This window comes from Desulfoferula mesophila (genome assembly GCF_037076455.1).
Classification (GTDB): domain Bacteria; phylum Desulfobacterota; class Desulfarculia; order Desulfarculales; family Desulfarculaceae; genus Desulfoferula; species Desulfoferula mesophila.
In genome coordinates, this window is record NZ_AP028679.1 from 2,445,525 (window position 1) to 2,468,023 (window position 22,499).

Here is a 22,499-nt window from a genome sequence, read left to right on the forward strand (position 1 = left end):
GTGGGCCATACCTAGGGCAGGCCCACGCATTAAATGTTAAAATTTACTCATTCATGTCTTTACCGGTCTCTACATCGATTTTAAAATCATTTTCTTCGGCAAGTTGAACCAGAACTTCTATGCACCGGAGCGCAGATTTAAGGCGTACCTCCATGTCTTTTAGGCGATAAGACCTGTGCATACGGCCATACCTAATAAATGCATCCACAAATTCCACATGAGCAGCCATAGCTTTAAAATTGGCCATATAAACCTCTATATTTTTTTGCTTGGTAACATCCTCATCAATGTTGTTCTCGTCCAATTCCTTTAATTTCCACATTGCGGCTACCACTGGTTCAGGGTCTTCGATTTGTTCTGGGTATGAATAGCCACACCAGGGGCACAAGAGATGAATTCCAGGGTACGGAACGGGAAGTACAGGGTAATGGCAGTGACATTCAGGACATTTAGTTGTACCTATTTCCATTTCCATTTTAATTTTCTCCTTCTTTTTGAGTAAATGTTTCAACGCTCAGTTCATCAATCTTTGGTTGGGTATTACCGCATCTCCGGCAAATGAACCAAGTCTCTCCACTTGGAGCTTCTATAAAATCGTTGTAGCTCCCGCATCTTTCACAAATGTTGACCAATTCAGTTTTTTTCATTCCGTTCTCCTTAATTTTAAAAGTGGCAAATATTGGTCCTCATATAGTTTGTTAAATTTTTTAGAGCTCGAACTTGCTAAAAATGACCCTTTTGTGGTATATCTCCCAGAAAATACGGCAATAAATAATATTAGTGCATCTAACCGACGAATTTGCTCTTTAAGACTTTTTACGCTTTATTGGAGTCTTGGAAGGAGGCCGAAAGGATTTTCTAGGCTATGGCATGCCCAACTTACACCGTAAAAGAACTTACCGCTCGCGCATTGGAAATTCGCGACTTACAACGCCGATTCGATACTGTAGTAATAGCCAATATTGTTATTTTTACGGCATTACTTGCTCTTAAGAGGAGTCAGGTTCTTAATACTCGTGTGCGCCAGGTAATGGGCATTAACGGGATATTTTCTAATCCTATCGTACATATAAAGGGGGCATACCAGTACCATATTAGGCGAATGCCATTACCATTGGAATACAGGATAAGGATGCAAGAGTATCTATTTTACCTTAAAAAAAGGTATCCAAACTTTGGTGTGAATGGCGGAGTAAGTGCGGGACAGTTGGCGGTCTAAAACCGTGACACTTGTTTTAGAGATATAGTCCTGTTGTTCATGCTGTCAATCATGATCTTGCCTTAGTTGGTTTTGGGCTTTGCCTGGGATCGTCTTTTGGCTTGGCGGAGCCGGTAGCTTTCTCCATTGGCCTCGATGATGTGGCACCTATGGGTCAGTCTGTCCAGCAGTGCACCGGTGAGTCTTTCGGAGCCGAAGACCTCCGTCCATTGCTGGAAAGGGAGATTGGTGGTGATCATGAGGCTTTGTTGTTCATATGCCCTACCCACCACCTCGAATAGCATTTGAGCGCCTATCTTGGAGAAGGGCACATAGCCCAGTTCATCGATGACCAGCAGGTGTAGGCGCTGGAGCTGTTTCTGCAGGCGTTGCAGACGTCTTTCCTCGCGGCATTCCATGAGCTCTGTGACCAGGGCGGTGGCGCTGTAGAATTTCACCTTGCTTCCCTGGGCGCAGGCCGCAAAGGCCATGGCGCTGGCCAGGTGGGTCTTGCCGGTGCCGGAGTTTCCGATCAGGAGCACGTTTTCCTTTTTGGCGATGTACTCGCCCCTCATCAGCTCCCTGACCAGCTGCTGATTGATGGAGGGCTGTGCCTTGAAATCAAAGGTGTCCATGGTCTTGATCACCGGAAAGGCGGCTTGCTTGATGCGCCTTTCGGCTGCCCGCTTCTCGCGGTCCAGAAGCTCCCGCTCGGTCAGGCGCAGCAGGTAGGTCATGTAATCGGAGCGGTCTTGGCTGCAGACCTTGGCCATGGCCGCGTATTCCCGGAGAATGGTGGGCAGCTTCAGCTTTTTGAGGTGGTACTCCAAGAGCACGGTGGGTTTGTCCTGGTCCTTCATGACAGCGCCCCTCCCTGCGCGAGGAGGGAGTCATAGACTGTGATATCGGGCCCGGCCACGCTCACTCGGCCCAGGTGCTCACGACCGTCCAGCAGGAAGGTGGCCGCGGGCCCTGATGATGGCGGCTCCAGCAGGTGGACAATGGCCTCCGGGGCATAGGCTCCCGCGTACAATGCCTGCTCCACCGCCCGCTTCAGTCTGGCCATGGAGTGGTCCTCCAGCAAACGTAGGACCTTTATGTATTTACGGGTGCCCTGGCCAGGCATGTCTTCCCCGGCCACCAGCCGCCGCCTCAAGACCTCAAAGCACTCAGACAGATCTAGGTCAGCCAGGGGGCGGGCGTGGTCCAGGGAGCCAGGCTTGCGCTCCAGCAAGGGCAGATAATGCCGGTAGTCGAAAAACACCCCTTCCTTGCCCCAGGATCGGGAGTGGCGGGCCACCACCACGTCATGGTGGCAGAGCACCACCCGATCCACATAGCCCTTGGCCACAATTTCATGGTGGGCACAAGCCACCGGCACCGAGTAGTCATTGTCGTCGAAGCGGACCAGGGACAATGAATTGGCCCGGGTAGGCTGTTTGCGGCAGGCATCGAAGCGGGAGGGAGGCAGGGGGACAAAGGCTGTCTGGTCTTCCTGCAAAACCTCGGCCTTGCTACCGCCCTTGCCACGCAAACGGCGCTTCATGTCGTCGCGGCACTGCCTTAAAAGCATGGCATTGAGCTCGGCCAGGTCCTTCACCTGGGGCACTGGCACCAAAAAATTCTGCCGGGCGTACTTGACCACCCCTTCCACCACGCCCTTCTCGTTTGGACGCCGCACCCGACAAAAATGCTCCCGAAAAAGGTAATGGCTCTGCAGCTTGAGAAAACCATCGGTCAGCTTGCGCTCATGAGGCCCTATGATCTTGGAAACCAGGACCTTGCTATTGTCGTAACTGATCCGGTGGGGCACCCCACCGAAAAACTCGAACGCCCTGGCATGCCCTTCCCAGTAGCTCTCGCTGCACTCCTTGTCGAAGGCCGCCACGAAAAAGGCATCGGAGTACGGCAAGGCCATGATAAAAAGCGCTATCTTGCGAAGCTCCCCGGAAACCTTGGCCAGGGCATAGCCAAAGTCCACCTGCGCCTCGCCGGGACGATGGACCAGGGGCATGTACACCTCCTGGCTCACGCGCTTGATTGCGCGCACCGCCTCCTTTACCTGGGTGTACTTGCCCTGATAACCCGCCTCCTTGATGCGGTGATATATGCGCGTGGCCGTGTGCCTTTGCTTCTTGGGAACCTTTTTGTCCTCTTTTATGATCCGGGCGATCAACTCAAGGTAGGGGCCAAGCTTGGGCTTGGCTCGGGGGGTGCTGAGCCGGTATCCGGGAGGCTCGGGAAAATTCTGAATCTTTTGCAGGGTATCCCAATGGATGCCCTCTCTACGCATTAACTCGCGCTTGCTCGCCTGGCCATCGCGCAACTCAAGTCTGATCCGGGCCCATTGATCCATGTCCGTGTACACCCCTTCCGCTCCTCCAGAGAGTCCTGGCCTGGAAGCCACCATGGCCTCCATCGCACCAAAACACCTGAAGAAAACTGAATCGGTGTGTCACGGTTTTCAACCGCCACTAAAATCGTCTCGCTTTTGGACCGCCATTTACATTTGGTCCTAATATGCATTTGTTCCCGAACAAAAAAGGTAAAAAGTATGATACAGGCAAATTAACTAGACACATGAAAGCAGTTGTTGGTCTAACCCTGGGGGACATTAAAAATAGTGGCATTTGTTATTATTATCAATTTCTTATTAATAATAGATATCTTGAGTGGGACGCAACTAGTATCACCGCTGCCTTCAGCGGTGATCAAGAACGGAAGATAAAAGACCACATTCGAGGTTGTGGCCAACCACCAGGAGATGGATGCAGGGTACGTAGGGCATCGATGGTCAATTACACGGGGCCCCCGTCTGTCTGACACCTCGCTCTAGGCAGTAAAACACAAAAAATGGGGCAGGCCGATGTGGTGTAAGGGTGTAAGACGATAAATAGTACAAAAAAATTAGCTAGTCAAAATCTTACACCATTACACGCATTCAGTTCGGGGTTCTGTTGTACAGGGGCTCAGCGGGGATCCTTTTCCCGCCGGGTTCGCTTGAAAGGGACTACCTCACCCGGCTCCTCGAAGAACGCCTGATCAAGGCTCGCCATGGGACTCCCACTGAAGCATTAAAAACCATGACAAAAAGCACTAAACTATGATATAGTATTTGTGTGAAAGGTACAAGGTTTTCACACAAACCTAGGATTCGATAGATTGGACATAGGTTAATTTAGATAGCAGTATCAGGTATTTGCAGATCAGTGTCGAGTGTAGCTCCGACTCTCCCCTTCGGCACCAACAGCAAGATCAAGGGGCGGGCTCATAAGAGCCGGCCCCTTTGATTTTTAGCGTCACTAACGCACATAAAACACCAACCCCGGCCCGGGGTTGGCGTTTTGTTTGTGGGGCGCGTGGGGGTTGGCCGCCCTATTCCGGCTCCTCGCCCTGCTTGAGCTTGGCGTAATAGACGTCGGCCAGGTAGACCGCGGCCAGGGGGTTGTGCCCGGTCACCCGGTCCTTGACCGCCAGCACCGTGGTGGGGGCCTTGGCGTGGGCGAAGAACAGCGAGTCGTGGCCCACGCACAGGCCCAGCAGCACGTTCAGCTCGGTGCCCGCCCGATTCATCAGCTCGGCCTGGAACACCGGGTTGCACACCGATTCGAAGCCGCCCTGGCGTATCTTGTCCTCGTCGCCCAGGCCCAGCATCTCCTTGGGCGTGGCCCCTGCCTTGCACAAGGCTGAAACCACCTCCAGCCCATGCTCCTGGAATATCTCCTCCACCTTGGCCGCCTCCTTGACCAGGCCCAGGCAAAAGGCCAGCCCCACCTTGCGATAGCCCATGCGCTGAGCGAACTCCCATATCTCTTGGATGCGGGTCTTGGAGGGCTGCAGCACATAGGGCCGCTGGTGGCGGTTGGCGTAGCAGGACGCCTCTTGCAAGGAGGCCTGGCGGGCGAACTCCTTGAGCTTGGGATCGTCGTACTTGGCGTTGGCCGCCTGCAGAGCCTCGGCCTGCTCCTGGGTGGGACAGGCCGGCCCGCCAACCCCGCCGGGGGTAACACAGGCCCGTTTGGCGGTGGCCACGTGACAGGAAGCGCAGGCCGGTTGTGAGGTTTTTTTATGGTTATCCATGGATGATTCTCCCCTGGCCCAAGGTGGACGGTGGCTGCTCGGCCCGCAAAGCCCTGCCCGACCCGGGACGTCTTTGCTATGATGAAGATCTGGCCGTTCGTTGACCTCCCCACCTTAGCACACGTCGTCCGCCAGGCCAGGCAAATTGGGGGTAGGGTCTTCACCCGCCGAATTGGGGGTTACCCCCCATGGCCAGGAGGAAAGGCCTTTATCTACAATTTTTACGAGCCTTTCAGCGCACTCAGCTCCCGCCGGCCCCGGGCCGGGGAGAAGGGCCGTGCTTCATATGATGTCAGCCAGCGTCGCCCAATAGGCGGCGGGAAAGGATCGGACGATGGCCACCTATGAGGAGGTGTTCCGGCGCAGCTTGGAGGATCCCAACGGATTTTGGGGGGAGGCGGCCCAAAACATCACCTGGATAAAAAAGTGGGACAAGGTGCTGGATGACAGCAACAAGCCCTTTTACCGCTGGTTTACCGGGGGAGAGTTGAACACCTGCTACAACGCCGTGGACCGTCACGTTTTGGCGGGCCGGGGCGATCAGGCGGCCATTATCTACGACAGCCCGGTCACCGGCACGGTGCAGAAGATAACCTACTCCGAGTTTCTGGACCAGGTATCCCGCCTGGCCGGGGGCCTGCTCTCCCTGGGGGTGAAAAAGGGCGACACCGTGGTCATCTACATGCCCATGGTGCCCCAGGCCCTGGTGGCCATGCTGGCCTGCGCCCGCATCGGGGCCGTGCACTCGGTGGTGTTCGGTGGCTTCGCGCCCAAGGAGCTGGCGGTACGCATCGACGACGCCAAGCCCAAGGCCATGATCAGCGCCTCCTGCGGCATCGAGGGCAAAAAGGTCATCGCCTACAAGCCGCTTTTGGACCGGGCCATCGAGCTGGCGTCCCACAAGCCGGACAAATGCATAATCCTCAAGCGGCCCCAGGTTGAGGCGCCCCTCAGCGTCGGGCGGGACGTGGACTACGACGAGCTGCTGGAGCGCTCCCAGCCCGCCGACTGCGTCACCCTGGCCGCCACCGACCCCCTGTACATCCTCTACACCTCGGGCACCACCGGAGTACCCAAGGGCATCGTGCGCGACAACGGCGGCCACGCGGTGGCCATGTATTGGACCATGAAAAACATCTACGCCGTGGAGCCCGGCGACGTGTACTGGGCGGCCAGCGACGTGGGCTGGGTGGTGGGCCACTCCTACATCGTCTACGCTCCGCTCATCTACGGAGCCACCACCATCGTCTACGAGGGCAAGCCGGTGGGCACCCCCGACGCCGGGGCCTTCTGGCGGGTCATCGATCAGCACAAGGTGAAGGTGCTGTTCACCGCGCCCACCGCCTTCAGGGCCATCAAGCGCGAGGACAGCAAGGGCGAGCACCTCAAGAAGTACGATTTGTCGAACTTCGACGCCCTTTACCTGGCCGGAGAGCGCACCGACCCGGACACCTACCAGTGGGCCGCCGACCTGCTTGAGCGCCCGGTGATCGACCACTGGTGGCAGACCGAGACCGCCTGGGCCATCGCGGGCAACTGCCGGGGCATCGAGCTACTACCCATCAAGCCGGGTTCGGCCACCAAACCGGCCCCCGGCTATGACGTGAAGATCCTCTCGCCCGACAACGAGGAGATGCCCCGAAACCAGCCGGGCGTGGTGGCGGTCAAGCTGCCGCTGCCGCCGGGCACCCTGCCCACCCTGTGGCAGGCGGACCAGCGGTTCCTGGATTCCTACCTCAACCCCTTCCCCGGCTACTACTTCACCGGCGACGAGGGCTACATCGACGATGACGGCTACGTGTTCATCATGGGCCGGGTGGACGACGTGATCAACGTGGCGGGCCACCGCCTGTCCACCGGAGCCATGGAAGAAGTCATCGCCACCCACCCGGACGTAGCCGAGTGCGCGGTCATCGGCGCGGCCGACAACTTCAAGGGCCAGCTGCCGGTGGGCTTCGTGGTGCTCAAGGCGGGGGTGGACCGCCCGGCCGAGGAGCTTCAGGCCGAGCTGGTGCAGATGATGCGCGACCAGATCGGCGCGGTGGCCTCCTTCAAGAAGGTGGCCGTGGTGGCCCGTTTGCCCAAGACCCGCTCGGGCAAGATCCTGCGGGGCACCATGCGCAAGATCGCCGACGGCGCCCAATACACCGCGCCCTCCACCATCGAGGACCCGGTGAGCCTGGATGAGATCGGGGTGGCCCTCAAGGGCATCGGCTACCCGCCGCCCGCCTAGGCGCCGCCATTATCGACCAACCCACCGCCCCGGGCCGCCGCGCCCGGGGCGTTCTTTTGGGCCGCGCCTTGCGTCCTCCCTGCCCCGGTCCTATGCTATTAGGCATCGTGGGTTTCAACCGTTTCAGCCGGGGTAGAGCATGCAGCGCATCTGGAATTTACTTCGCGACCGCAATTTCGTCTTCATGGCGGCCCTGGTGTGCGGCCTGGCCGCGGGCCAGGGAGCGGCCTACACCCAGCCCCTGGTGATTCCCTCCCTGGCCATGGTCATGACCCTGGCCACCTTGTCCATTTCGGGGTCGTTGTTTCGCCAACCGCGAAGGCTCATGCGTCCGGCCGTAACCGGCATGCTGTTGAGTTATTTGGTGCAGGGCGGGGTGATCCTGCTCTTGGCCTGGTGGCTGGTGCCGGAGCCGGCCTATTGGCAAGGACTGGTGGTGCTGGCCGCGGTGCCGCCCGCGGTGGTGGTCATGCCCCTGGCCGTGTGCCTGGACGGCGACCCGGACTACAGCCTGGTGGCCATGTCCGGGGCCTATGTGGGGGGGCTGTTGCTGATACCCCTCATCTTCCTGGCCTTCTTCGGGGGTGAGCATCTGTTCCGCCCCGAACTTTTTTTCATCATCCTCACGCTCATCGTGGCGCCCATGGCCATCTCGCGCCTCATCCTGTGGCGCGGCTGGGAGGGGCCCATCCTGCGCTGGCGGGGCGGCATAACCAACTGGGGATTTTTCCTGGTGCTCTACACCATCGTGGGCCTGAACCGCCAGGTCTTTTTGCACGAGCCATGGCAGTTGTTGCACCTGATCTTTCTGGCCCTGGCCAGCACCCTGCTCGTGGGCGAAATAGTGCTGTGGGCGGCCCGCCGCCGGGGATTGGACCCGCAACGAGCCAAGGCCATGATGCTCATCGCCAGCATGAAAAACTACGGCCTGGCCTCTGGCTTGTGCCTGGCCCTTTTCGGCCCCACCGCCGCGGTGCCCACCACCGTGGCCACCATCGCCTTCGTGCCCTATCTGCTGTGGCTCAGTTGGCGCCTGCGCCCGGCCCGGGCCTAGAAAAAGGCCGGAGCTTTTGGCCCCGGCCTTTGCGACATCCAAAATTTAAGTTTCCCCTCGGAGGCACATTCAGCCGACGGCAGACAAGGCGTCTGGCGAGAGAGAGTCGCAGGCGTAGTTCAAGCTACGTCGAGGCTTGAGCGAAGCCAGCAACGCAGCCATAGCCTAATCGGGGGGTGGCTCTTGCGGCGCAGTCAGAGACCGCAGGGCAAGGCGGCAGGCGAACGAGGAACGCAGGGGTAGTAGACCTACCCCGAGGACTGAGTGATGCCGACAACGCCACCAGGGGTCTCCCGCGCTGTCCCTGCGGCACAGTCAGCCGCCGGCAGACAAGGCGTCTGGCGAGAGAGAGCCGCAGGCGTAGTTTAAGCTACGTCGGGGCTTGAGCGAAGCCAGCAACGCAGCCATGCGGCCTCTGACGAAGCCGCTAATCCCACTTGCGGCGGTCGTCGATAACCTTGCACCCCTCGGGCAAACTGCCCGGTTCCTGGAAGTTCACCTGGCCCTTGACCCGCAGCACTTCCTTGATTTCTTTTTCCAGGCCGCTCCGCAGCATCTCCCGGTCCGCGCTGGGGTCGGCCAGCTCGCAGGCCAGGGTCATGACGTCCTGGTTGGCCTCGCGGGTAACCACCAGCTGATACATTTTGACCTCGGGGAACTTGGCGGCCACCTGTTGCACCCCAGAGGGATGCACGAACATGCCCCGGACCTTGGTCACCTGGTCCACCCGACCCAGCACCCCGGTCATCTTGGGCGCGGTGCGCCCGCAGGCGCAGGTGTCGTAGGTCAGGGAAGTGAGGTCGCCGGTGCCCAAGCGGATCAGGGGATAGGTCTTGTCAAAGATGGTGGCCACCACCTCGCCCACCTCGCCGGGCTCCACCGGCTGGCCGCTCTGCGGGTCCATCACCTCCACCACGCAGTCCTGGGCCAGGTGCATGCCGCCCATGTGCTGGCACTCGAAGCTCAGGCAGTTTAGCTCCGCCGTGCCGTAGCTCTGGCGGATGACCATGCCCAGGCGCTCCTGCAAGGAGGTCCGCAGGCTCTCGGGCAGCATCTCGGCGGCCACGAAGGCCACCTGCAGGTTGAGGTCCTTGTGCAGGTCATAGCCCAAGGCCTCGGCCTTGTCGGCCAGGGCGGCCAGGAAGCTGGGAGTGCCCAGGTAGCCTTGCACCTGGAGGTCCTTCATGATCTGCACCTGAAGCTCGGTGTTGCCCACCCCGGCGGGAATGCTTACGCAGCCCAGGCGGTTGAGAGACTCGTCCAGGTTGAAGGCAAAGGGCACCAGGTTGAAGTTGAAGGTCACTTGGGCGATGTCGCCCGGCCTGAAACCTCCGGCGTAAAGGGCCTGGGTCCAGCGGTCATCGGCATAGGCCCGGTCGCCCGGCTCGTAGATGGGACCGGGAGAGACATAGATGCGCCGCACGTGAGACATGTCTCCGGCCATGAGCCCGCCGAAGGGAACATCGGCCTGCTGTATCTTGACTAGATCGCTTTTTTCGGTGATGGGCAGCCTGGCCAGGTCGGCCACTTTGGTCACGTCCCCGGGTTGGGCCCCCACCGAATCCATTTTGGCCTTGAAGCCGGGCGCGTGGGCATAGGCGTGGGCCACGATCTCGGCCACCTTGCCGTCCAGGTATTCTTGGCGGGCCTGAGGATCGCTGGTCTCCAGCTCCGGCCGCCAATATCCCGTGGTGCGATCTATTTCCCCCATGTTTCCCCTCTTTCTCAAATCGTCTCGGCCGGCGGACAAGGCGTCCGGCAAGGCGTGGCCGTAGACGTAGCTTGAGTTACGACGAGGCCGGACCGCTGCCGGCAACGCGGCATGCCGGTGGCTGGTTGGGTCTGACTAGGTCAGCCAGCGCTTGCGGCGCTTGTAATGTTTCACGTCGCGGTAGGAGCGCTTGGTGCCCACGTCGGTCATGCCCAGGTAAAAGCGTTTGACGTCCTCGTTGTTCTTTAGCTTGTCGGTGGTGTCGTCCAGGACGATCTTGCCGTTTTCCATGATGTAGCCATGGTCGGCGATGTTGAGCGCCATGCGGGCGTTCTGCTCCACCAGCAATATGGTGGTGCCCAGATCCTTGTTGAGCTTGACGATGATCTCGAAGATCTCGCTGACCAACAGGGGGCTGAGGCCCAGGGAGGGCTCGTCGAGCATCATCAGGCGCGGTTTGGCCATCATGCCCCGTCCGATGACCAGCATCTGCTGCTCCCCGCCGCTCAGGTAGCCGGCCAGGCCGTGCTCGCGCTCCTTGAGCCGGGGGAAGTAGTGGTAGACCTGCTCGATGCGCTTGTCCAACTCGCCCCGGCTGCAGCGCTGGGTGTGGGCGGCGGCCACCAGGTTTTCCTTGGCCGTGAGGTCCTCGAAAACCCGGCGTCCTTCCATGACCTGGAAGATGCCCCGCTTGACGATCAGCTCCGGGTCCAGGCCGTTGATCTTTTCCCCGCCGAACTCTATGGTCCCGTCGGTGACCTCCCCCTCTTCGGTCTTTAAAAGGCCGCTGATGGCCTTGAGGGTGGTGGTCTTGCCCGCGCCGTTGGCCCCCAGGACAGCTACGATCTGGCCCTCTTCCACGCTGAGCGACAGACCCTTGAGCACCAGGATCACGTCGTCATAGATGACCTCGATGTTGTTCACCGACAGCAGCGGCATGGCGTCTTCCTTCCGGCGGTGTTGAAAGGCGGGAGGCCCGGGGGCCCCCCGCCGGTTGCTTGCCTACCAGCCGATATAGGCTTTCTGGCGCGGGAAGTTCACGTCCTTGACCAGGTAGATCTTGCCGTCCTTGACGCCACCAATGGCCATGCTGGTGTTGGGACGGTGGTCCGTGCTGGTGTAGGTGATGGGGGCGCACAGCCCGCCGGTGTTAAAGTCCTTGATGGTCTCCAGGGCGGCCTTGAGGCCCGGTCCGTTGAGCTTGCCGGCGGCCTTGGCCTTCTTCAGGCCCTCGACCATGACCATCATGGACACCCAGCTCTTGACGAAGTGCAGGGTGGTGGGCTTGTCGCCGGCCGCGGCCACCACGTCCTTCATGCCGGGCACGTTGGCCCCAAAGGGCGCCACGGGCAGCATGCCAAAGGCGCGGCCCTCGGCGGCCTTGCCCGCCAGGCGGGGCAGGTTCTCGTCAAAGCCCCAGCAGTTGATCATGAACTTGGTGCCCAAGTTGTGCTTGGCCGCGTCCTTGATGATCACCGCGGTGGAGGGGGTGGTGCCGCCGATCCAGGCGAAATCCGGGTTGAACTTCTTCATGTTCAGAAGCTGGCTGGTGGCGTCGATGGCCCGCAGGTTGACGATCTCGTCAGGACCAATCTGCAGCCCCAGCTTCTTGGCGTAGTCCTTGCCGGCCGGGATGGGGTTCTTGCCATAGGGGTGGTCGGGGTAGATGAAGACCACCTTCTTGGCGCCCTGATCCTTGGCGTAGATCATGGCCAGGCGGATGGCGGTGGAGTAGCTGGTACCGATGAAGAAGTTGTAGGGATTTTTCTTGGGGTCGGTCAGGTTGCCGTCATAGGAGGCGCTGAAGAAGACGATCTTGTCCTTGTTGACCAGGGGCCTCAGAGCGTTGGTGTCGCCGGTCCCCCAACCCTGGATCACGAAGACCCGGTCCACGTCCTTGTACTTCTTGTACAGGTTGACCGCCTCGGGAATCTTGTAGGCGTAGTCGTTGGGGATAAGCTTGAGCATGTCCCCGCCCAGGACGTTTTTCTGGTTCCAGTATTTCTCGCCGGCCACCGCTCCGGCGGCGTAGTCCTTGCCCACCGCGCCCGTGGGGCCCGTGATATCAAACAGTCCGCCTACCTTGATTTCCTTGGCCATGGCCAGCGGCGTAAACGCCAGGCACAGGGCCACGGCCAGAGCCGTCACCAAAAGTTTCCTCTGCATGTGCATCCTCTCCCTTCCCGAGTTACACCTTGGCCCGCGGCCAAAAGAGCGGCGGGCAAATCCAGCCTTGGCCCCGCCCGTTGCCCAGGCTTCTCGCAACGGGTGCGAGCATGACTTCCGGGCTCCCCAAAGCGGGCGGGGATATCGGGAGCCGGCGCCGGCCCCCTGCGGTTAATAAGAAAACGGCCATAATTTCCAATAGGCCCGGACGGTGTGCCAGCGCGCGGCCAGCCCGTCGGGCTCGAAGATCAGGAAAATAATGACGATGATGCCGAAAACCATCTCCCTGAGACTGGAGAAGATGACGAAGATGTCGGGATACACGTTGGTAAGGGCCTCGGCCGGCAGGCGCAGCAGCTCGGGCAGGGTCACCATGAACACCACGCCGTAGATGGAGCCCAGCACCGAGCCCAGGCCGCCCACGATGATCATGGCCAGGTACTGCACGCTGAGCCACATGGTGAAGTGCTCGTCGCTGATGATGGTGATGTAGTAGGCCCACAGGCCGCCGGCGATGCCCACCATGAAAGAGCTGATGCCGAAGCTCATGATGCGGTACTTGAACAGGTTCACCCCGATCACCTCGGCCGACAGATAGCGGTCGCGCACCGCCACGAAGGCGCGGCCGGTACGGGTGCGGGTGATGTTTTTGAGATACATGGTGGCCAGCACCGCAAAGCCCAAGGCCAGGAAGTAGAAGTTGAAGTCGTTGTCAAAGGTGAGGCTGCCGATGCTGGCCGCGGGCACGATCAGGCCGCTGGAGCCGCCGGTCAGCGAAGACCAGTTGCGCATGGCGTAGTCCAGGATGAATTGGGCGGCCAAGGTGGCGATGGCCAGGTAGAGCCCGCGCAGGCGAAGCGAGGGGATGCCGAAGATCATGCCCACCGCCGCGGCCATGAGCCCGGCCGCGGGCAGGGCCAGCCAGAAGGGCCAACCCAGATTGGCCAGGATGCCCGCCGTGTAGGCCCCCACTCCCATGAAGGCCCCGTGGCCCAGGGAGATCTGGCCGGTGTAGCCGGTGAGCAGGTTGAGTCCATGGGCCCCCACGATATAGATGAAGATGAGGTTGAAAAGGTTGAGCACGTTGATGCCCAGCCAATCGCTCACCGTCTGGGAGAAAAAGGGAAAGGTCAGCAGAAACAGGCCCAAGGCGATCATCCAGACCTTGAGCCACAAGGTCGGGAAGATGCTTTCGTCCTTTTGATAAGTCTCGAAGAAAAGGCCGCAGGGCATTTAAGCCTCCCTAGCTCTTATTCTCGCAGCATACTCCGGGTCCCGGCGCACGGCCTAGACCCGCTCGATCTCCTTGATGCCGAACAGGCCGTAGGGCTTGACCATCAAGATGACGATCAACACGATGAACGGCGCGATCTCCTTGACCCCGCCGCCCAGGTACACGTCCAGATAGGAGCCCATCAGGTTTTCCAGGATGCCAATGGTGAGGCCGCCGATGATGGCCCCGCCGATGGAATCCAGGCCGCCCAGGATGACCGCCGGGAACACCTTGAGCCCGAAGTCGGACAAGGTGATGTTGATGCCGTTGATGTTGCCCACCAAAAGCCCGCCCACCGCGCTGACCAGGGCGCCGATGGACCAGGAGATTGCAAAGACCCGCTTCACGCTGATGCCCATGGACTGGGCCACCTGCTGGTCGTTGGCCACCGCCCGCATGGAGATGCCCACCCGGGTGAACTTGAAGAAGGCCGCGAACACCCCCAGGAACAAGAAGGCGAAGCCGAAGGTCCACAAATAGACCTCGCTCACCAGCACCGGTCCCAGGTGGATGGCCTTCTGGCTGAAGATGGGCGGGGTGAAGACCTTGATCTGGGTGCCCCAGAGAACGGTGACCAGGGACTTGAGCACCGTGGCCAGGGCGATGGTGATCATGATCACGCTGATGATGGGCTCGCCGATCATGGGCCTGAGCACCAGGCGCTCCAGCACCACGCCCATGGCCACCGCGATGAGCATGGTGAGCATGAACGACCACAGGATGGGTATGCCCAGCATGGTGTAGAGCCACCAGCAGATGTAGCCGCCCACCAGCACGAACTCGCCCTGGGCGAAGTTGATGATGCTGGTGGACTTGTAGATCAGGGCGAAGCCCATGGCCACCAAGGCGTACACCGATCCGATGACCAGGCCGGTTACGATCAATTGCAGGAACTCGGTCATGCGCCCTACCCTTCTAGTGCACCGGCTTCCAGAACTGCCACCACTTGCGCTCGTCCTCCAGGGCGTACTGATCCAGAGGCTTCATCTTGCGTATTTGCAAGTCGGTGACGATGGTGGCGGTCTTGCCGTCTTGGTACTTGATCTCGCTCTCCACGTGAACCTGGTCCAGATCCTGGTACAGGGCCTCTATCTCCGCCGCGTAGCGCTCGGCGATGAAGCGCCGCCGAAGCTTACGCGTGCGGGTGAGCTCGCCGTCGTCGGGGTCGAACTCCTTGTAGAGCAGCAGGAACTTCTGGATGCGCGCCGCCTCGGGCAGGCTGCGGTTCACCCGCACCACCTCTTTTTCGATGAGGTCGTACACCTCGGGCTTGGAGGCCAGGTCGGTGTAGGTGGTGTAGCCGATGCGATGCTCCTCGGCCCATTTGCCGGTGTGCTTGTAGTCGATGCAGATGATGGCGCTGACGAACTGGCGTTCGTGGCCCAGGACGCAGGGCTCGACGATGTAGGGGCAGAACTTAAGCTTGTTCTCGATGAACATGGGCGAAAAACGCGCCCCGCTGGTGAGCTGCATGAGGTCTTTCACGCGGTCGATGCACACCAGTTGGTCGTTTTCGGTGATATAGCCCGCGTCGCCTGAGTGCAGCCACCCGTCCACGATGGTCTCGGCGGTGGCCTCGTCGTTTTTGAGATAGCCCACGAACAACGCCGGCGAGCGGGAGACGATCTCGCCCACCCCCTCGGGGTCGGGATCGTCGATCTTCACCTCGGTCTCGGGGATGGGCTCGCCCACGCTGGTGAAGTCCACCTTGCCCTCGCGGTGGATGCAGGAAATGCCGCTGATCTCGGTCTGGCCGTAGATCTGCTTGAGGTTCACCCCGCAGGCGTGAAAAAAGCGGAACACGTCGGGCCCCAGGGCCGCGCCGCCGGTGGAGGCGGAGCGGATGTTGGAGAAGCCCAGGCGGTCCTTGAGGGCCCTGAAGAGCAGCAGGTAGCTCAGGGCGTACATGAGCTTCCAGTACCAGGGCGGGCTCTTTTTCTCGAAATGGAAGTCGGCCATCTGGTAGCCGATGGGCATGCACAGACGGTAGATGAAGCGCTTGAACCAGGAGGCGTCCAAATGCCTGACGATCACCGAGCGGGCCTGCTGCTCCCACACCCGGGGCGGGCTGAACACCACGTTGGGGCCGATCTCGTACAGGTCGGCCATGGCCGTCTCGGGCTCCTCGGGGAAGTTGACCGTGAAGCCGATGGCCAGCGCGGTGGACACGCTCATCATCTGCTCGCCGATCCAGGGCAACGGCAGGAAGGAGACGAACTCGTCGTCCTGGCGCTTGGGGTCCACGTGGGCCAGGTTAAGGGCCATCTTGAGCATGTTGCTGTGGGTGAGCAGCGAGCCCTTGGGAAAGCCGGTGGTGCCCGAGGTGTAGGCGATCAGGGCGACGTCCTTAGGGGTCAGGCGCTCCACCGACTTCTCGAAATAGCCGGGGTTTTGCTCTTCAAAGCTCCGGCCCATTTGCTCCACGTCGGGGAAATAGACCAACATGGGGTCGTCGTAATCGCGCATACCCTTGGGGTCGGTGTAGATGATCTTCTTGACCCCGGGCAGCTCATGCTTCATGTCCAGGACCTTGTCGGCCTGCTCCTGGTCCTCGGCCACCACGAAAGTGGCCCCGGAGTGATCGATGACGTAGGCCACCTCGTTGAGGATGGAGTCCTGGTAGATGCCCAGGGGGCGCCCCTTGAGGCTCTGGGCGGCCAGCTCGGCGAACACCCACTCGGGCCGGTTGTCGCCGATGATGGCCAGGGCGTCGTCGTCAACGAAACCCAGCGAAGCCAGACCCAGGGCAAAGTATTTGACGTGATCGTAATACTGTTGCCAGGTGTAAGACTGCCAGATGCCGTATTCCTTCTCTCGGAGCGCCACCTTGCCGTCGCCGTATTTGCGGGCGTTGCGCTGCAATAGCAGCGGCATGGTGTCGCGGCCGATGTCGGCTCCGCTGGTCTCGGCTTGCAAAAAGGTCTTCTGGGGCACAGGCGCTTCTCCCAGCTTGCTCTACAAACCCAACTTGGAATAGGCCGCGTCTTCGGCGCCCAGGTAGGCCTCGATGACGTGGGGGTTCTTGCTTACCTCTTCCGGGCTGCCCTGGGCGATCTTGGTGCCGAAGTCCAGCACCACCACGCTGTTGGAGATGTCCATGACCACCCCCATGTCGTGCTCGATGAGCACCACGGTCACGCCCCACTCCTCGTTCACGTCGAGGATGAAGCGGGCCATGTCCTCGGTCTCCTCCAGGTTCATGCCCGCCATGGGCTCGTCCAACAGCAGAATCTTGGGACGCATGGCCAGGGCCCGGGCCAACTCCACCCGCTTTTGCAGGCCATAGGGCAAGGTGCCCACCACCTGCTTGCGGATGGCCTCGATCTCCAGCAGGTCGATGATGCGTTCCTCTATCTCGGCGCGCACCCTCATTTCCTCTTTGCGGGCCTTGCCCAGGTATACGCCGCCGGACAAGAAGCCCGAATGCATGTGTACGTGGTGGCCCAACTTGATGTTGTCCAGCACCGTCATGCCGCGGAACAGCTCTATGTTTTGGAAACTACGGGCGATTCCCAACTCGGCCACCCTATGGGTGGGCACTTTGGAGATGTCCTGGTCCTCGAAGATGATGCGACCCTTGTGGGGATGGTAGAAGCGGCAAATGCAGTTGAGGATGCAGGTCTTGCCGGCCCCGTTGGGGCCGATGATGGCCTGGATGTGGCCCGGCTGCACCTGAAAACTGACTCCGCTGAGGGCGTTCAGGCCGCCGAATCTGAGGTGGATGTCGTCTACGATCAAAAGGGGTTTGCTGGGATTAAAATCCTTCCGTTGCTCCTGCCCGGCAGTGCTCGGCAGCGGCATGTCCCCTCCCCGGCCAGACCCGCGGGTACCAGCGGCGTCAGTGTGAAGTTACCTAAAAAACGATTGCGACCCGGCTAATCATCCAGACTGGATATCGGTCTTTCATTGTGAATTTTGCGCCAAATGGCACCTTGACCGTGGCTGCATCATAAGCCATCGCAGGCCCGAGATTCAACCCCAAAAATGGCAAAAATGCCTGTTATCTCAAGGTTTGTGAAATGTCTTGCAAATACCGAGTGAATGGATACTCATTGCCCCGACTGAGCGCTCAGTTTTTTACGATATGGGGCACGTTTAGCTTATCGGGCAGGCGCAGGGGCGACACAAGTTCGGCGTGGCGTTTGAGAAAAAAATCGTCGGTCATGCCCGCCAAAAAGTCTCGCACCACCTCAGGAGGAGAGGTTTCAATTTTGTAATTTTCATCCATGCGGTCCAGGAAATCCCGGTACACCGGGCTCCCTCGGCGTTCCCGGCGAAGGTCTTGTAGATAGGTATCGAACAGCAGGTCAAAGGCCGCGGAGATTTTGGGGTGCTCGGTCTTGATGGACGGGTTGGTGTAGATGTTGACCAGGTTGAATTCCTTGAGGCGGCCCAAGGCCTGGGCCACCGGAGGGCTGAAGGAAATATGGTCTTGTTCCAGGGAGTTGGCGGTTAGATCCTCCACCAGGCGGTAGACGATGGTGCCGTTGCTCTCGCCCAGGACCCGGCGCACCACCTCGGGTAGCATGTCCCGGCTGACCAGGCCCAGGAGGATGGCGTCCTCCAGGTCGCGGCCCACGTAGGCGATGGTGTCGGCCACCCGCACCAGGCACCCTTCCAGGGTCATGGGGGTGAGCTCCATGGAGGGGTCTTGCCGCTTGGCGACCATCTCGGCGTCCAAGGCGGCGAAGTCCTTGTCCCGCTGAGGTGTCAGGCGCACGGTATGCAACTCGCCGTCGTGGGTCAGGACCCCGTCCAATACTTGCAAACTAAGGTTGAGTCCACGCCCTCCCCGCTCCAATCGCTCCAAAAAATGCACGGATTGCAGGTTGTGCAGAAAGGGACTGATGCCGTGCTCGCGGCACTTGCGGTCCAAAAATTTCTCGCCGTCGTGGCCAAAGGGGGGGTGGCCCAGGTCGTGGGCCAGGGCGATGGCCTCGATAAGATCTTCGTTGAGGCGCAGCAGGCGCCCCAGGCCCCGGGCGATCTTGCTCACCAACTGCACGTGCAGCACCCGGTGGGATATCTGGTCGTTGTCCACCAGGGAGAATACCTGGGTCTTGTCGATGTAGCGGGTATAAGCCAGGGAATGCAGCACTCGGTCGGCATCCACCGCAAAGGGCAGACGATGGCCCTGCTCGGCCAAGGGGTCGGGGCGGCGGCGCACGGCCGCCCGGCTGAGACAGGCCAGGGGTGAAAGCCTTTGCGCTTCCTCCTCCTGAAGGCGGCGGCGCAGATCGGCCAGCAAGTGATCCTGCAAGATGACGGCTCCTAGTTAAACGCCATGCTCCATTGAAACGCCCCGGCCGCCGGGTGTCAAGCGGCGCCCGCTTGGGGATGCCTCTCCCTTGCCAGGCCTCCCCGGGCATAATAGACTTGCGCTCATGATAGTCGCAGCCGACAACCTCACCACCTCCCGCCCCTCGGTGCGCCGCGCCGTGGATGCGCGCGACGAAGCCTTTATCAGCGGGCTGTGCCGCGATCTGGAGCGGGCCGGGGCCACCTGGATCGACCTGAACCCCGGCTTTTTGCCCGCATCCCGGCGGGAGGAAACCTGGTCCTGGCTGGTGAAAACCGTTGAGGCGGCCTCTGCGGCCCAGCTTATCCTGGATGCGGCCGAACCGGCCACCCTGGAGCTGGCCCTGGGCTTTTGCACCCGGCCGCCGGTGCTCAACATGGCCACCGCCGAGCCGGGGCGCTTGGGGCCGGTCTTGGACATCGCCGCAACCCACGGTCTGGAGGTGATCGCCGCCACCATGACCGCCACCGTGCCTCTGGGCGCCGAGGATCGCCTGGCCCTGGCCGCGCTCATCGTGCAGGAGGCCCAGGCCCGGGGCATCGTGGGCGAGCGCCTGATCATCGACCCCATGGCCATGCCCCTGGCCCTGCCCGGAGGCGAGGCCCACGCCGCGGCGGTGCTGGCCACCCTGCGCGCCCTACCCCAGGTCTTCGATCCGCCGCCCCGCCGCCTCATCGCCCTGAGCAACCTGGTCACCGCCAGCGCCGGGGCCCGGGCCGATTTCGCGGCCGGGCCCTTTCTGGCCGCCGCCTTTGGCGCGGGCCTGGAGGTGGTGATGCTGGACGCCACGAACCCGGAGCTCATGCGCCTAGCACGCCTGCTCAACGTGTTCGAGGGCAGGGGTATTTTCGCGCCGGGCGAGTTCAACTCATGAGCCGCTCCGGGCTCCCGGAAATGCTTAAACCCCTTCCCGGCGCTCCCCACTTCACCCTGGCCGAGCTTACCCGCTCCGACACCGCCCTGGCCTACGGCCTGGACAACACCCCCTGCCCCGCGGCCCTGGAGGGCTTGCGCCGGCTGGCCCGCCTGGTGCTGGAGCCCCTGCGCCGACGCTTCGGCCCCATCCGGGTGACCAGCGGTTACCGCTCTTCGGAGGTCAACTGGTTCGTATCCCTGAACCGCACCAGCCGCCATTGCCAAGGAGTGGCGGCGGACGTGCGGCCCCTGGCTTTGGGCGCGGACAGCCCCTCCCTGGCCCGCTGGGCAACGGCCAACCTGCCCTGCGGCCAAATCATCCTGTATAATTACGGCAATGGTTGGGTCCACCTGGATTTAGCGCGAGCCGACTCATGCTCTCCCCGGCTTTACCTTAGCCGGGCGGCGGGCTCATTAGTCCAAATTTCGGCGGACGACCTGAGCAGTATGATTGCCGATGGGTATTTGACGAGGGACCGACTTGATGAAACTTGTTGACACGCACGCTCACCTGGATTTGCTGGACGACCCCGCGGCGGCCTTTGAACGGGCCAAACAGGCCGGAGTGGGTCAGATAATCACCGTAGGCATCGACCTGGAATCTTCCCGGCGCGCCGCCGACTTCAGCCGGGATCTGTACGGGGTCTTCTGCACCGTGGGCCTGCATCCCCACGAGGTGTCCAAGGTGGGTCCCGATCTTTGGGGGGAATTCAAGCTGCTGGCCCTGACCGTCTCGGCGGTGGCCGTGGGCGAATGCGGCCTGGACTACTACCGCGATCTGTCTCCCCGCCACCTGCAACGCGACGCTTTTGCCGCCCAGATCGAGCTGGCCCTGGATTTGGGTCTGCCCCTGGTGGTGCACGACCGCGAGGCGCATAGCGACGTGCTCAACATGCTGGCCAAGGGCGGGGCCGAGCGGGTGGGCGGCGTGGTGCACTGTTTCAGCGGCGACGCCGCGCTGGCCCAGGAGCTGGTCTCCCTGGGCTTCAGCCTGGGCATCACCGGGGTGATCACCTACAAGAAATCAGACGAGCTGCGGGCCCTGGTTAAAAAGGTGCCTCTGACCAAGCTCTTGATCGAAACCGACTGCCCCTACCTGTCCCCCATGCCCCATCGCGGCAAGCCCAACGAGCCGGCCTACGTGACCCACACCCACCTGGCCCTGGCCAAGGCCTTGGGCGTAAGCCCCGAGGAAGTGGCCCAGGTGACCACCGACAACGCGCGGCGCTTGTTCAGCCTGCCCTACATGGAGGACTAGGCATGTATAGCTTGGCTCCGGGAGTGGGTTTGGTGCTGGCCTCGGCCTCTCCGCGCCGGCGGGAAATGCTGGGCAATCTGGGCCTCACTTATCGTCTGGCCCCCAGCCACATCGACGAGAGCCTGTTGCCCGGCGAAAAGGCCGAGGCGGCTGCCCAACGCCTGGCCGCGGCCAAGGCGGCGGCGGTGGCCACCGGGCCCTATGACACGGTGCTGGCCGCCGACACCCTGGTGGTGCTGGGCGGGGAGATCATGGGCAAGCCCCAGGACGCCGCCGAGGCGGCCGCCATGCTGCGGCGGCTCTCCGGCGCGCAACACGAGGTCATCACCGGCTATTGCCTGCGCAACGAATCCTGGCACAAGGAGGGCATGGGCCGCAGCCTGGTGACCTTCCGCGAGCTGAGCGAGGCGGAGATCGCCGCCTACGTGGCCACCGGCGAGCCCCTGGACAAGGCCGGCGCCTATGCGGTGCAAGGCCTGGGCGGGGCGCTGGTCAAGGAGGTGAGCGGCTCCTACACCAACGTGGTGGGCCTGCCCCTGGCCGCGGTGATCGAGCTTCTCCTGCGCCAAGGCCTTATCCGGCCCGATGGACCGGCCTCATGAGCATCGCCGTTAACCTGGCCCTGATCACCGCGCGCATCGCGGCGGCGGCCAAAGCCTCGGGCCGCAAGCCCGAGCAGGTGCGCCTGGTGGCGGTGAGCAAAACGCACGGCCCCGGGGCGGTCAAGGAGGCCCTGGCCGCCGGGCAGATCCTCTTTGGCGAGAACTACGTGCAAGAGGCCCAGGACAAGATACCGGCGGTGGGCCCCGGCCCCTCCTGGCACTTCATCGGCCACTTGCAGAGCAACAAGGCCAAGGTGGTTGCCGAGCTTTTCGACGTGGTCCAGAGCGTGGACCGCCTCAAGCTGGCCAAGGCCCTGGACCGCCGGGCCGGCGAGTTGGGCCGCAAGCTGGGGGTGCTGTTGCAGGTCAACGTGGGCGGCGAAGCCCAGAAGTCCGGCTGCGCGCCCGCCGAGGCGGCGAACCTGGCCCAGGAAGTGGCCAAGCTGGAGCACCTGGAGCTTACCGGTCTCATGACCATGCCCCCGTTCTTTGACGATCCCCAGCGGGCCCGCCCGTTGTTCGCCCAACTGCGCGAGTTGGCCGTCCGCCTGGGCCGGGACCTGCCCGAAGGGGCCATGCGCCATTTGTCCATGGGTATGAGCGGCGACTTCGAAGCGGCCATCGCCGAGGGCGCCACCCTGGTGCGGGTGGGCACGGCCATTTTCGGCCAACGGGAATATTCCTAGCAAATACCACCGCGAATCAATGCG

Annotated in this window: 20 protein-coding genes; 7 read left to right on the forward strand and 13 right to left on the reverse strand. The window is 61.4% G+C overall.

The genetic code is table 11. From position 1 onward, the window contains the following. Window positions 1-43: 43 nt before the first annotated feature. From AACH32_RS10995 to AACH32_RS11015, 5 genes are all read right to left on the reverse strand, one after another. Window positions 44-475, reverse strand: a complete 432-nt coding sequence (locus AACH32_RS10995) for a hypothetical protein (protein WP_338599199.1) — start codon at window positions 473-475, stop codon at window positions 44-46. Window position 476: 1 nt separating this feature from the next. Then, window positions 477-647, reverse strand: a complete 171-nt coding sequence (locus AACH32_RS11000) for a hypothetical protein (RefSeq protein ID WP_338599202.1) — start codon at window positions 645-647, stop codon at window positions 477-479. A gap of 634 nt (window positions 648-1,281) precedes the next feature. Continuing rightward, complete coding sequence (gene istB, locus AACH32_RS11005) at window positions 1,282-2,058, reverse strand: IS21-like element helper ATPase IstB (protein ID WP_338598784.1); 777 nt, start codon at window positions 2,056-2,058, stop codon at window positions 1,282-1,284. Continuing rightward, window positions 2,055-3,554: an IS21 family transposase gene (istA, locus tag AACH32_RS11010; RefSeq protein WP_338599205.1), complete on the reverse strand. Its 1,500-nt coding sequence runs from the start codon at window positions 3,552-3,554 to the stop codon at window positions 2,055-2,057. Before istA ends, istB begins: the two co-directional genes overlap by 4 nt. A gap of 1,019 nt (window positions 3,555-4,573) precedes the next feature. Beyond that, entirely contained in the window at window positions 4,574-5,278 is a 705-nt protein-coding gene (locus AACH32_RS11015; RefSeq protein WP_338599207.1) for a DUF1847 domain-containing protein, read from the reverse strand. Window positions 5,279-5,612: 334 nt separating this feature from the next. Here AACH32_RS11015 and AACH32_RS11020 point away from each other — a divergent pair, with 334 nt between their 5' ends. Next, a complete protein-coding gene (locus tag AACH32_RS11020) occupies window positions 5,613-7,511 on the forward strand; it encodes a propionyl-CoA synthetase (protein WP_338599210.1) in 1,899 nt (632 codons plus the stop codon). 139 nt (window positions 7,512-7,650) lie between these two features. Next, on the forward strand, window positions 7,651-8,565 hold the full coding sequence (locus tag AACH32_RS11025) for a bile acid:sodium symporter family protein (protein WP_338599213.1): 915 nt from the start codon (window positions 7,651-7,653) through the stop codon (window positions 8,563-8,565). 427 nt (window positions 8,566-8,992) lie between these two features. Here AACH32_RS11025 and AACH32_RS11030 read toward each other — a convergent pair whose 3' ends face one another. The 8 genes from AACH32_RS11030 to AACH32_RS11065 all read right to left on the reverse strand — a co-directional run bounded on the left by AACH32_RS11030 (window position 8,993) and on the right by AACH32_RS11065 (window position 18,975). Further along, window positions 8,993-10,276 (reverse strand): phenylacetate--CoA ligase family protein, encoded by a 1,284-nt coding sequence (locus AACH32_RS11030; protein ID WP_338599216.1) that lies wholly within the window; start codon window positions 10,274-10,276, stop codon window positions 8,993-8,995. Between the two features lie 135 nt (window positions 10,277-10,411). Next, complete coding sequence (locus tag AACH32_RS11035) at window positions 10,412-11,215, reverse strand: ABC transporter ATP-binding protein (RefSeq protein ID WP_338599219.1); 804 nt, start codon at window positions 11,213-11,215, stop codon at window positions 10,412-10,414. A gap of 63 nt (window positions 11,216-11,278) precedes the next feature. After that, window positions 11,279-12,442, reverse strand: a complete 1,164-nt coding sequence (locus AACH32_RS11040; protein WP_338599222.1) for an ABC transporter substrate-binding protein — start codon at window positions 12,440-12,442, stop codon at window positions 11,279-11,281. A 171-nt stretch (window positions 12,443-12,613) separates the two neighbouring features. Then, window positions 12,614-13,675, reverse strand: a complete 1,062-nt coding sequence (locus AACH32_RS11045) for a branched-chain amino acid ABC transporter permease (protein ID WP_338599225.1) — start codon at window positions 13,673-13,675, stop codon at window positions 12,614-12,616. A gap of 54 nt (window positions 13,676-13,729) precedes the next feature. Then, window positions 13,730-14,617 (reverse strand): branched-chain amino acid ABC transporter permease, encoded by an 888-nt coding sequence (locus tag AACH32_RS11050; RefSeq protein ID WP_338599228.1) that lies wholly within the window; start codon window positions 14,615-14,617, stop codon window positions 13,730-13,732. A 13-nt stretch (window positions 14,618-14,630) separates the two neighbouring features. After that, a complete protein-coding gene (locus tag AACH32_RS11055) occupies window positions 14,631-16,649 on the reverse strand; it encodes an AMP-binding protein (RefSeq protein WP_338599231.1) in 2,019 nt (672 codons plus the stop codon). Window positions 16,650-16,670: 21 nt separating this feature from the next. Then, a complete protein-coding gene (locus AACH32_RS11060) occupies window positions 16,671-17,516 on the reverse strand; it encodes an ABC transporter ATP-binding protein (protein ID WP_338599233.1) in 846 nt (281 codons plus the stop codon). Between the two features lie 268 nt (window positions 17,517-17,784). Then, window positions 17,785-18,975, reverse strand: a complete 1,191-nt coding sequence (locus AACH32_RS11065; protein ID WP_338599235.1) for a deoxyguanosinetriphosphate triphosphohydrolase family protein — start codon at window positions 18,973-18,975, stop codon at window positions 17,785-17,787. Between the two features lie 124 nt (window positions 18,976-19,099). Here AACH32_RS11065 and AACH32_RS11070 point away from each other — a divergent pair, with 124 nt between their 5' ends. Genes AACH32_RS11070 through AACH32_RS11090 form a run of 5 tightly spaced genes read left to right on the forward strand, consistent with a single transcriptional unit; the run spans window position 19,100 to window position 22,475 of the window. Beyond that, window positions 19,100-19,888: a hypothetical protein gene (locus AACH32_RS11070; protein WP_338599238.1), complete on the forward strand. Its 789-nt coding sequence runs from the start codon at window positions 19,100-19,102 to the stop codon at window positions 19,886-19,888. 20 nt (window positions 19,889-19,908) lie between these two features. Then, a complete protein-coding gene (locus tag AACH32_RS11075; protein WP_338599240.1) occupies window positions 19,909-20,427 on the forward strand; it encodes a D-Ala-D-Ala carboxypeptidase family metallohydrolase in 519 nt (172 codons plus the stop codon). Continuing rightward, window positions 20,414-21,187, forward strand: coding sequence for a TatD family hydrolase (locus AACH32_RS11080; RefSeq protein ID WP_338599243.1), 774 nt, complete (start codon window positions 20,414-20,416; stop codon window positions 21,185-21,187). Before AACH32_RS11075 ends, AACH32_RS11080 begins: the two co-directional genes overlap by 14 nt. A gap of 2 nt (window positions 21,188-21,189) precedes the next feature. After that, the gene (locus AACH32_RS11085) at window positions 21,190-21,789 is read left to right on the forward strand and encodes a Maf family protein (protein WP_338599245.1); all 600 of its coding nucleotides are present in this window, start codon (window positions 21,190-21,192) and stop codon (window positions 21,787-21,789) included. After that, complete coding sequence (locus AACH32_RS11090) at window positions 21,786-22,475, forward strand: YggS family pyridoxal phosphate-dependent enzyme (protein ID WP_338599247.1); 690 nt, start codon at window positions 21,786-21,788, stop codon at window positions 22,473-22,475. The genes AACH32_RS11085 and AACH32_RS11090 overlap by 4 nt, the downstream gene beginning before the upstream one ends. Window positions 22,476-22,499 lie beyond the last annotated feature (24 nt).

Bases quoted from the DNA above. Each gene is read 5' to 3' on its own strand.
- AACH32_RS11000 (WP_338599202.1), bottom strand. From the start codon at position 647: ATGAAAAAAACTGAATTGGTCAACATTTGTGAAAGATGCGGGAGCTAC.
- AACH32_RS11075 (WP_338599240.1), top strand. From the start codon at position 19,909: ATGCTTAAACCCCTTCCCGGCGCTCCCCACTTCACCCTGGCCGAGCTT.
- AACH32_RS11090 (WP_338599247.1), top strand. From the start codon at position 21,786: ATGAGCATCGCCGTTAACCTGGCCCTGATCACCGCGCGCATCGCGGCG.
- AACH32_RS11080 (WP_338599243.1), top strand. From the start codon at position 20,414: ATGAAACTTGTTGACACGCACGCTCACCTGGATTTGCTGGACGACCCC.
- AACH32_RS11085 (WP_338599245.1), top strand. From the start codon at position 21,190: ATGTATAGCTTGGCTCCGGGAGTGGGTTTGGTGCTGGCCTCGGCCTCT.
- AACH32_RS11025 (WP_338599213.1), top strand. From the start codon at position 7,651: ATGCAGCGCATCTGGAATTTACTTCGCGACCGCAATTTCGTCTTCATG.
- AACH32_RS11060 (WP_338599233.1), bottom strand. From the start codon at position 17,516: ATGCCGCTGCCGAGCACTGCCGGGCAGGAGCAACGGAAGGATTTTAAT.
- istB (WP_338598784.1), bottom strand. From the start codon at position 2,058: ATGAAGGACCAGGACAAACCCACCGTGCTCTTGGAGTACCACCTCAAA.
- istA (WP_338599205.1), bottom strand. From the start codon at position 3,554: ATGGATCAATGGGCCCGGATCAGACTTGAGTTGCGCGATGGCCAGGCG.
- AACH32_RS11050 (WP_338599228.1), bottom strand. From the start codon at position 14,617: ATGACCGAGTTCCTGCAATTGATCGTAACCGGCCTGGTCATCGGATCG.
- AACH32_RS11015 (WP_338599207.1), bottom strand. From the start codon at position 5,278: ATGGATAACCATAAAAAAACCTCACAACCGGCCTGCGCTTCCTGTCAC.
- AACH32_RS10995 (WP_338599199.1), bottom strand. From the start codon at position 475: ATGGAAATGGAAATAGGTACAACTAAATGTCCTGAATGTCACTGCCAT.
- AACH32_RS11030 (WP_338599216.1), bottom strand. From the start codon at position 10,276: ATGGGGGAAATAGATCGCACCACGGGATATTGGCGGCCGGAGCTGGAG.
- AACH32_RS11045 (WP_338599225.1), bottom strand. From the start codon at position 13,675: ATGCCCTGCGGCCTTTTCTTCGAGACTTATCAAAAGGACGAAAGCATC.
- AACH32_RS11020 (WP_338599210.1), top strand. From the start codon at position 5,613: ATGGCCACCTATGAGGAGGTGTTCCGGCGCAGCTTGGAGGATCCCAAC.
- AACH32_RS11070 (WP_338599238.1), top strand. From the start codon at position 19,100: ATGATAGTCGCAGCCGACAACCTCACCACCTCCCGCCCCTCGGTGCGC.
- AACH32_RS11040 (WP_338599222.1), bottom strand. From the start codon at position 12,442: ATGCAGAGGAAACTTTTGGTGACGGCTCTGGCCGTGGCCCTGTGCCTG.
- AACH32_RS11035 (WP_338599219.1), bottom strand. From the start codon at position 11,215: ATGCCGCTGCTGTCGGTGAACAACATCGAGGTCATCTATGACGACGTG.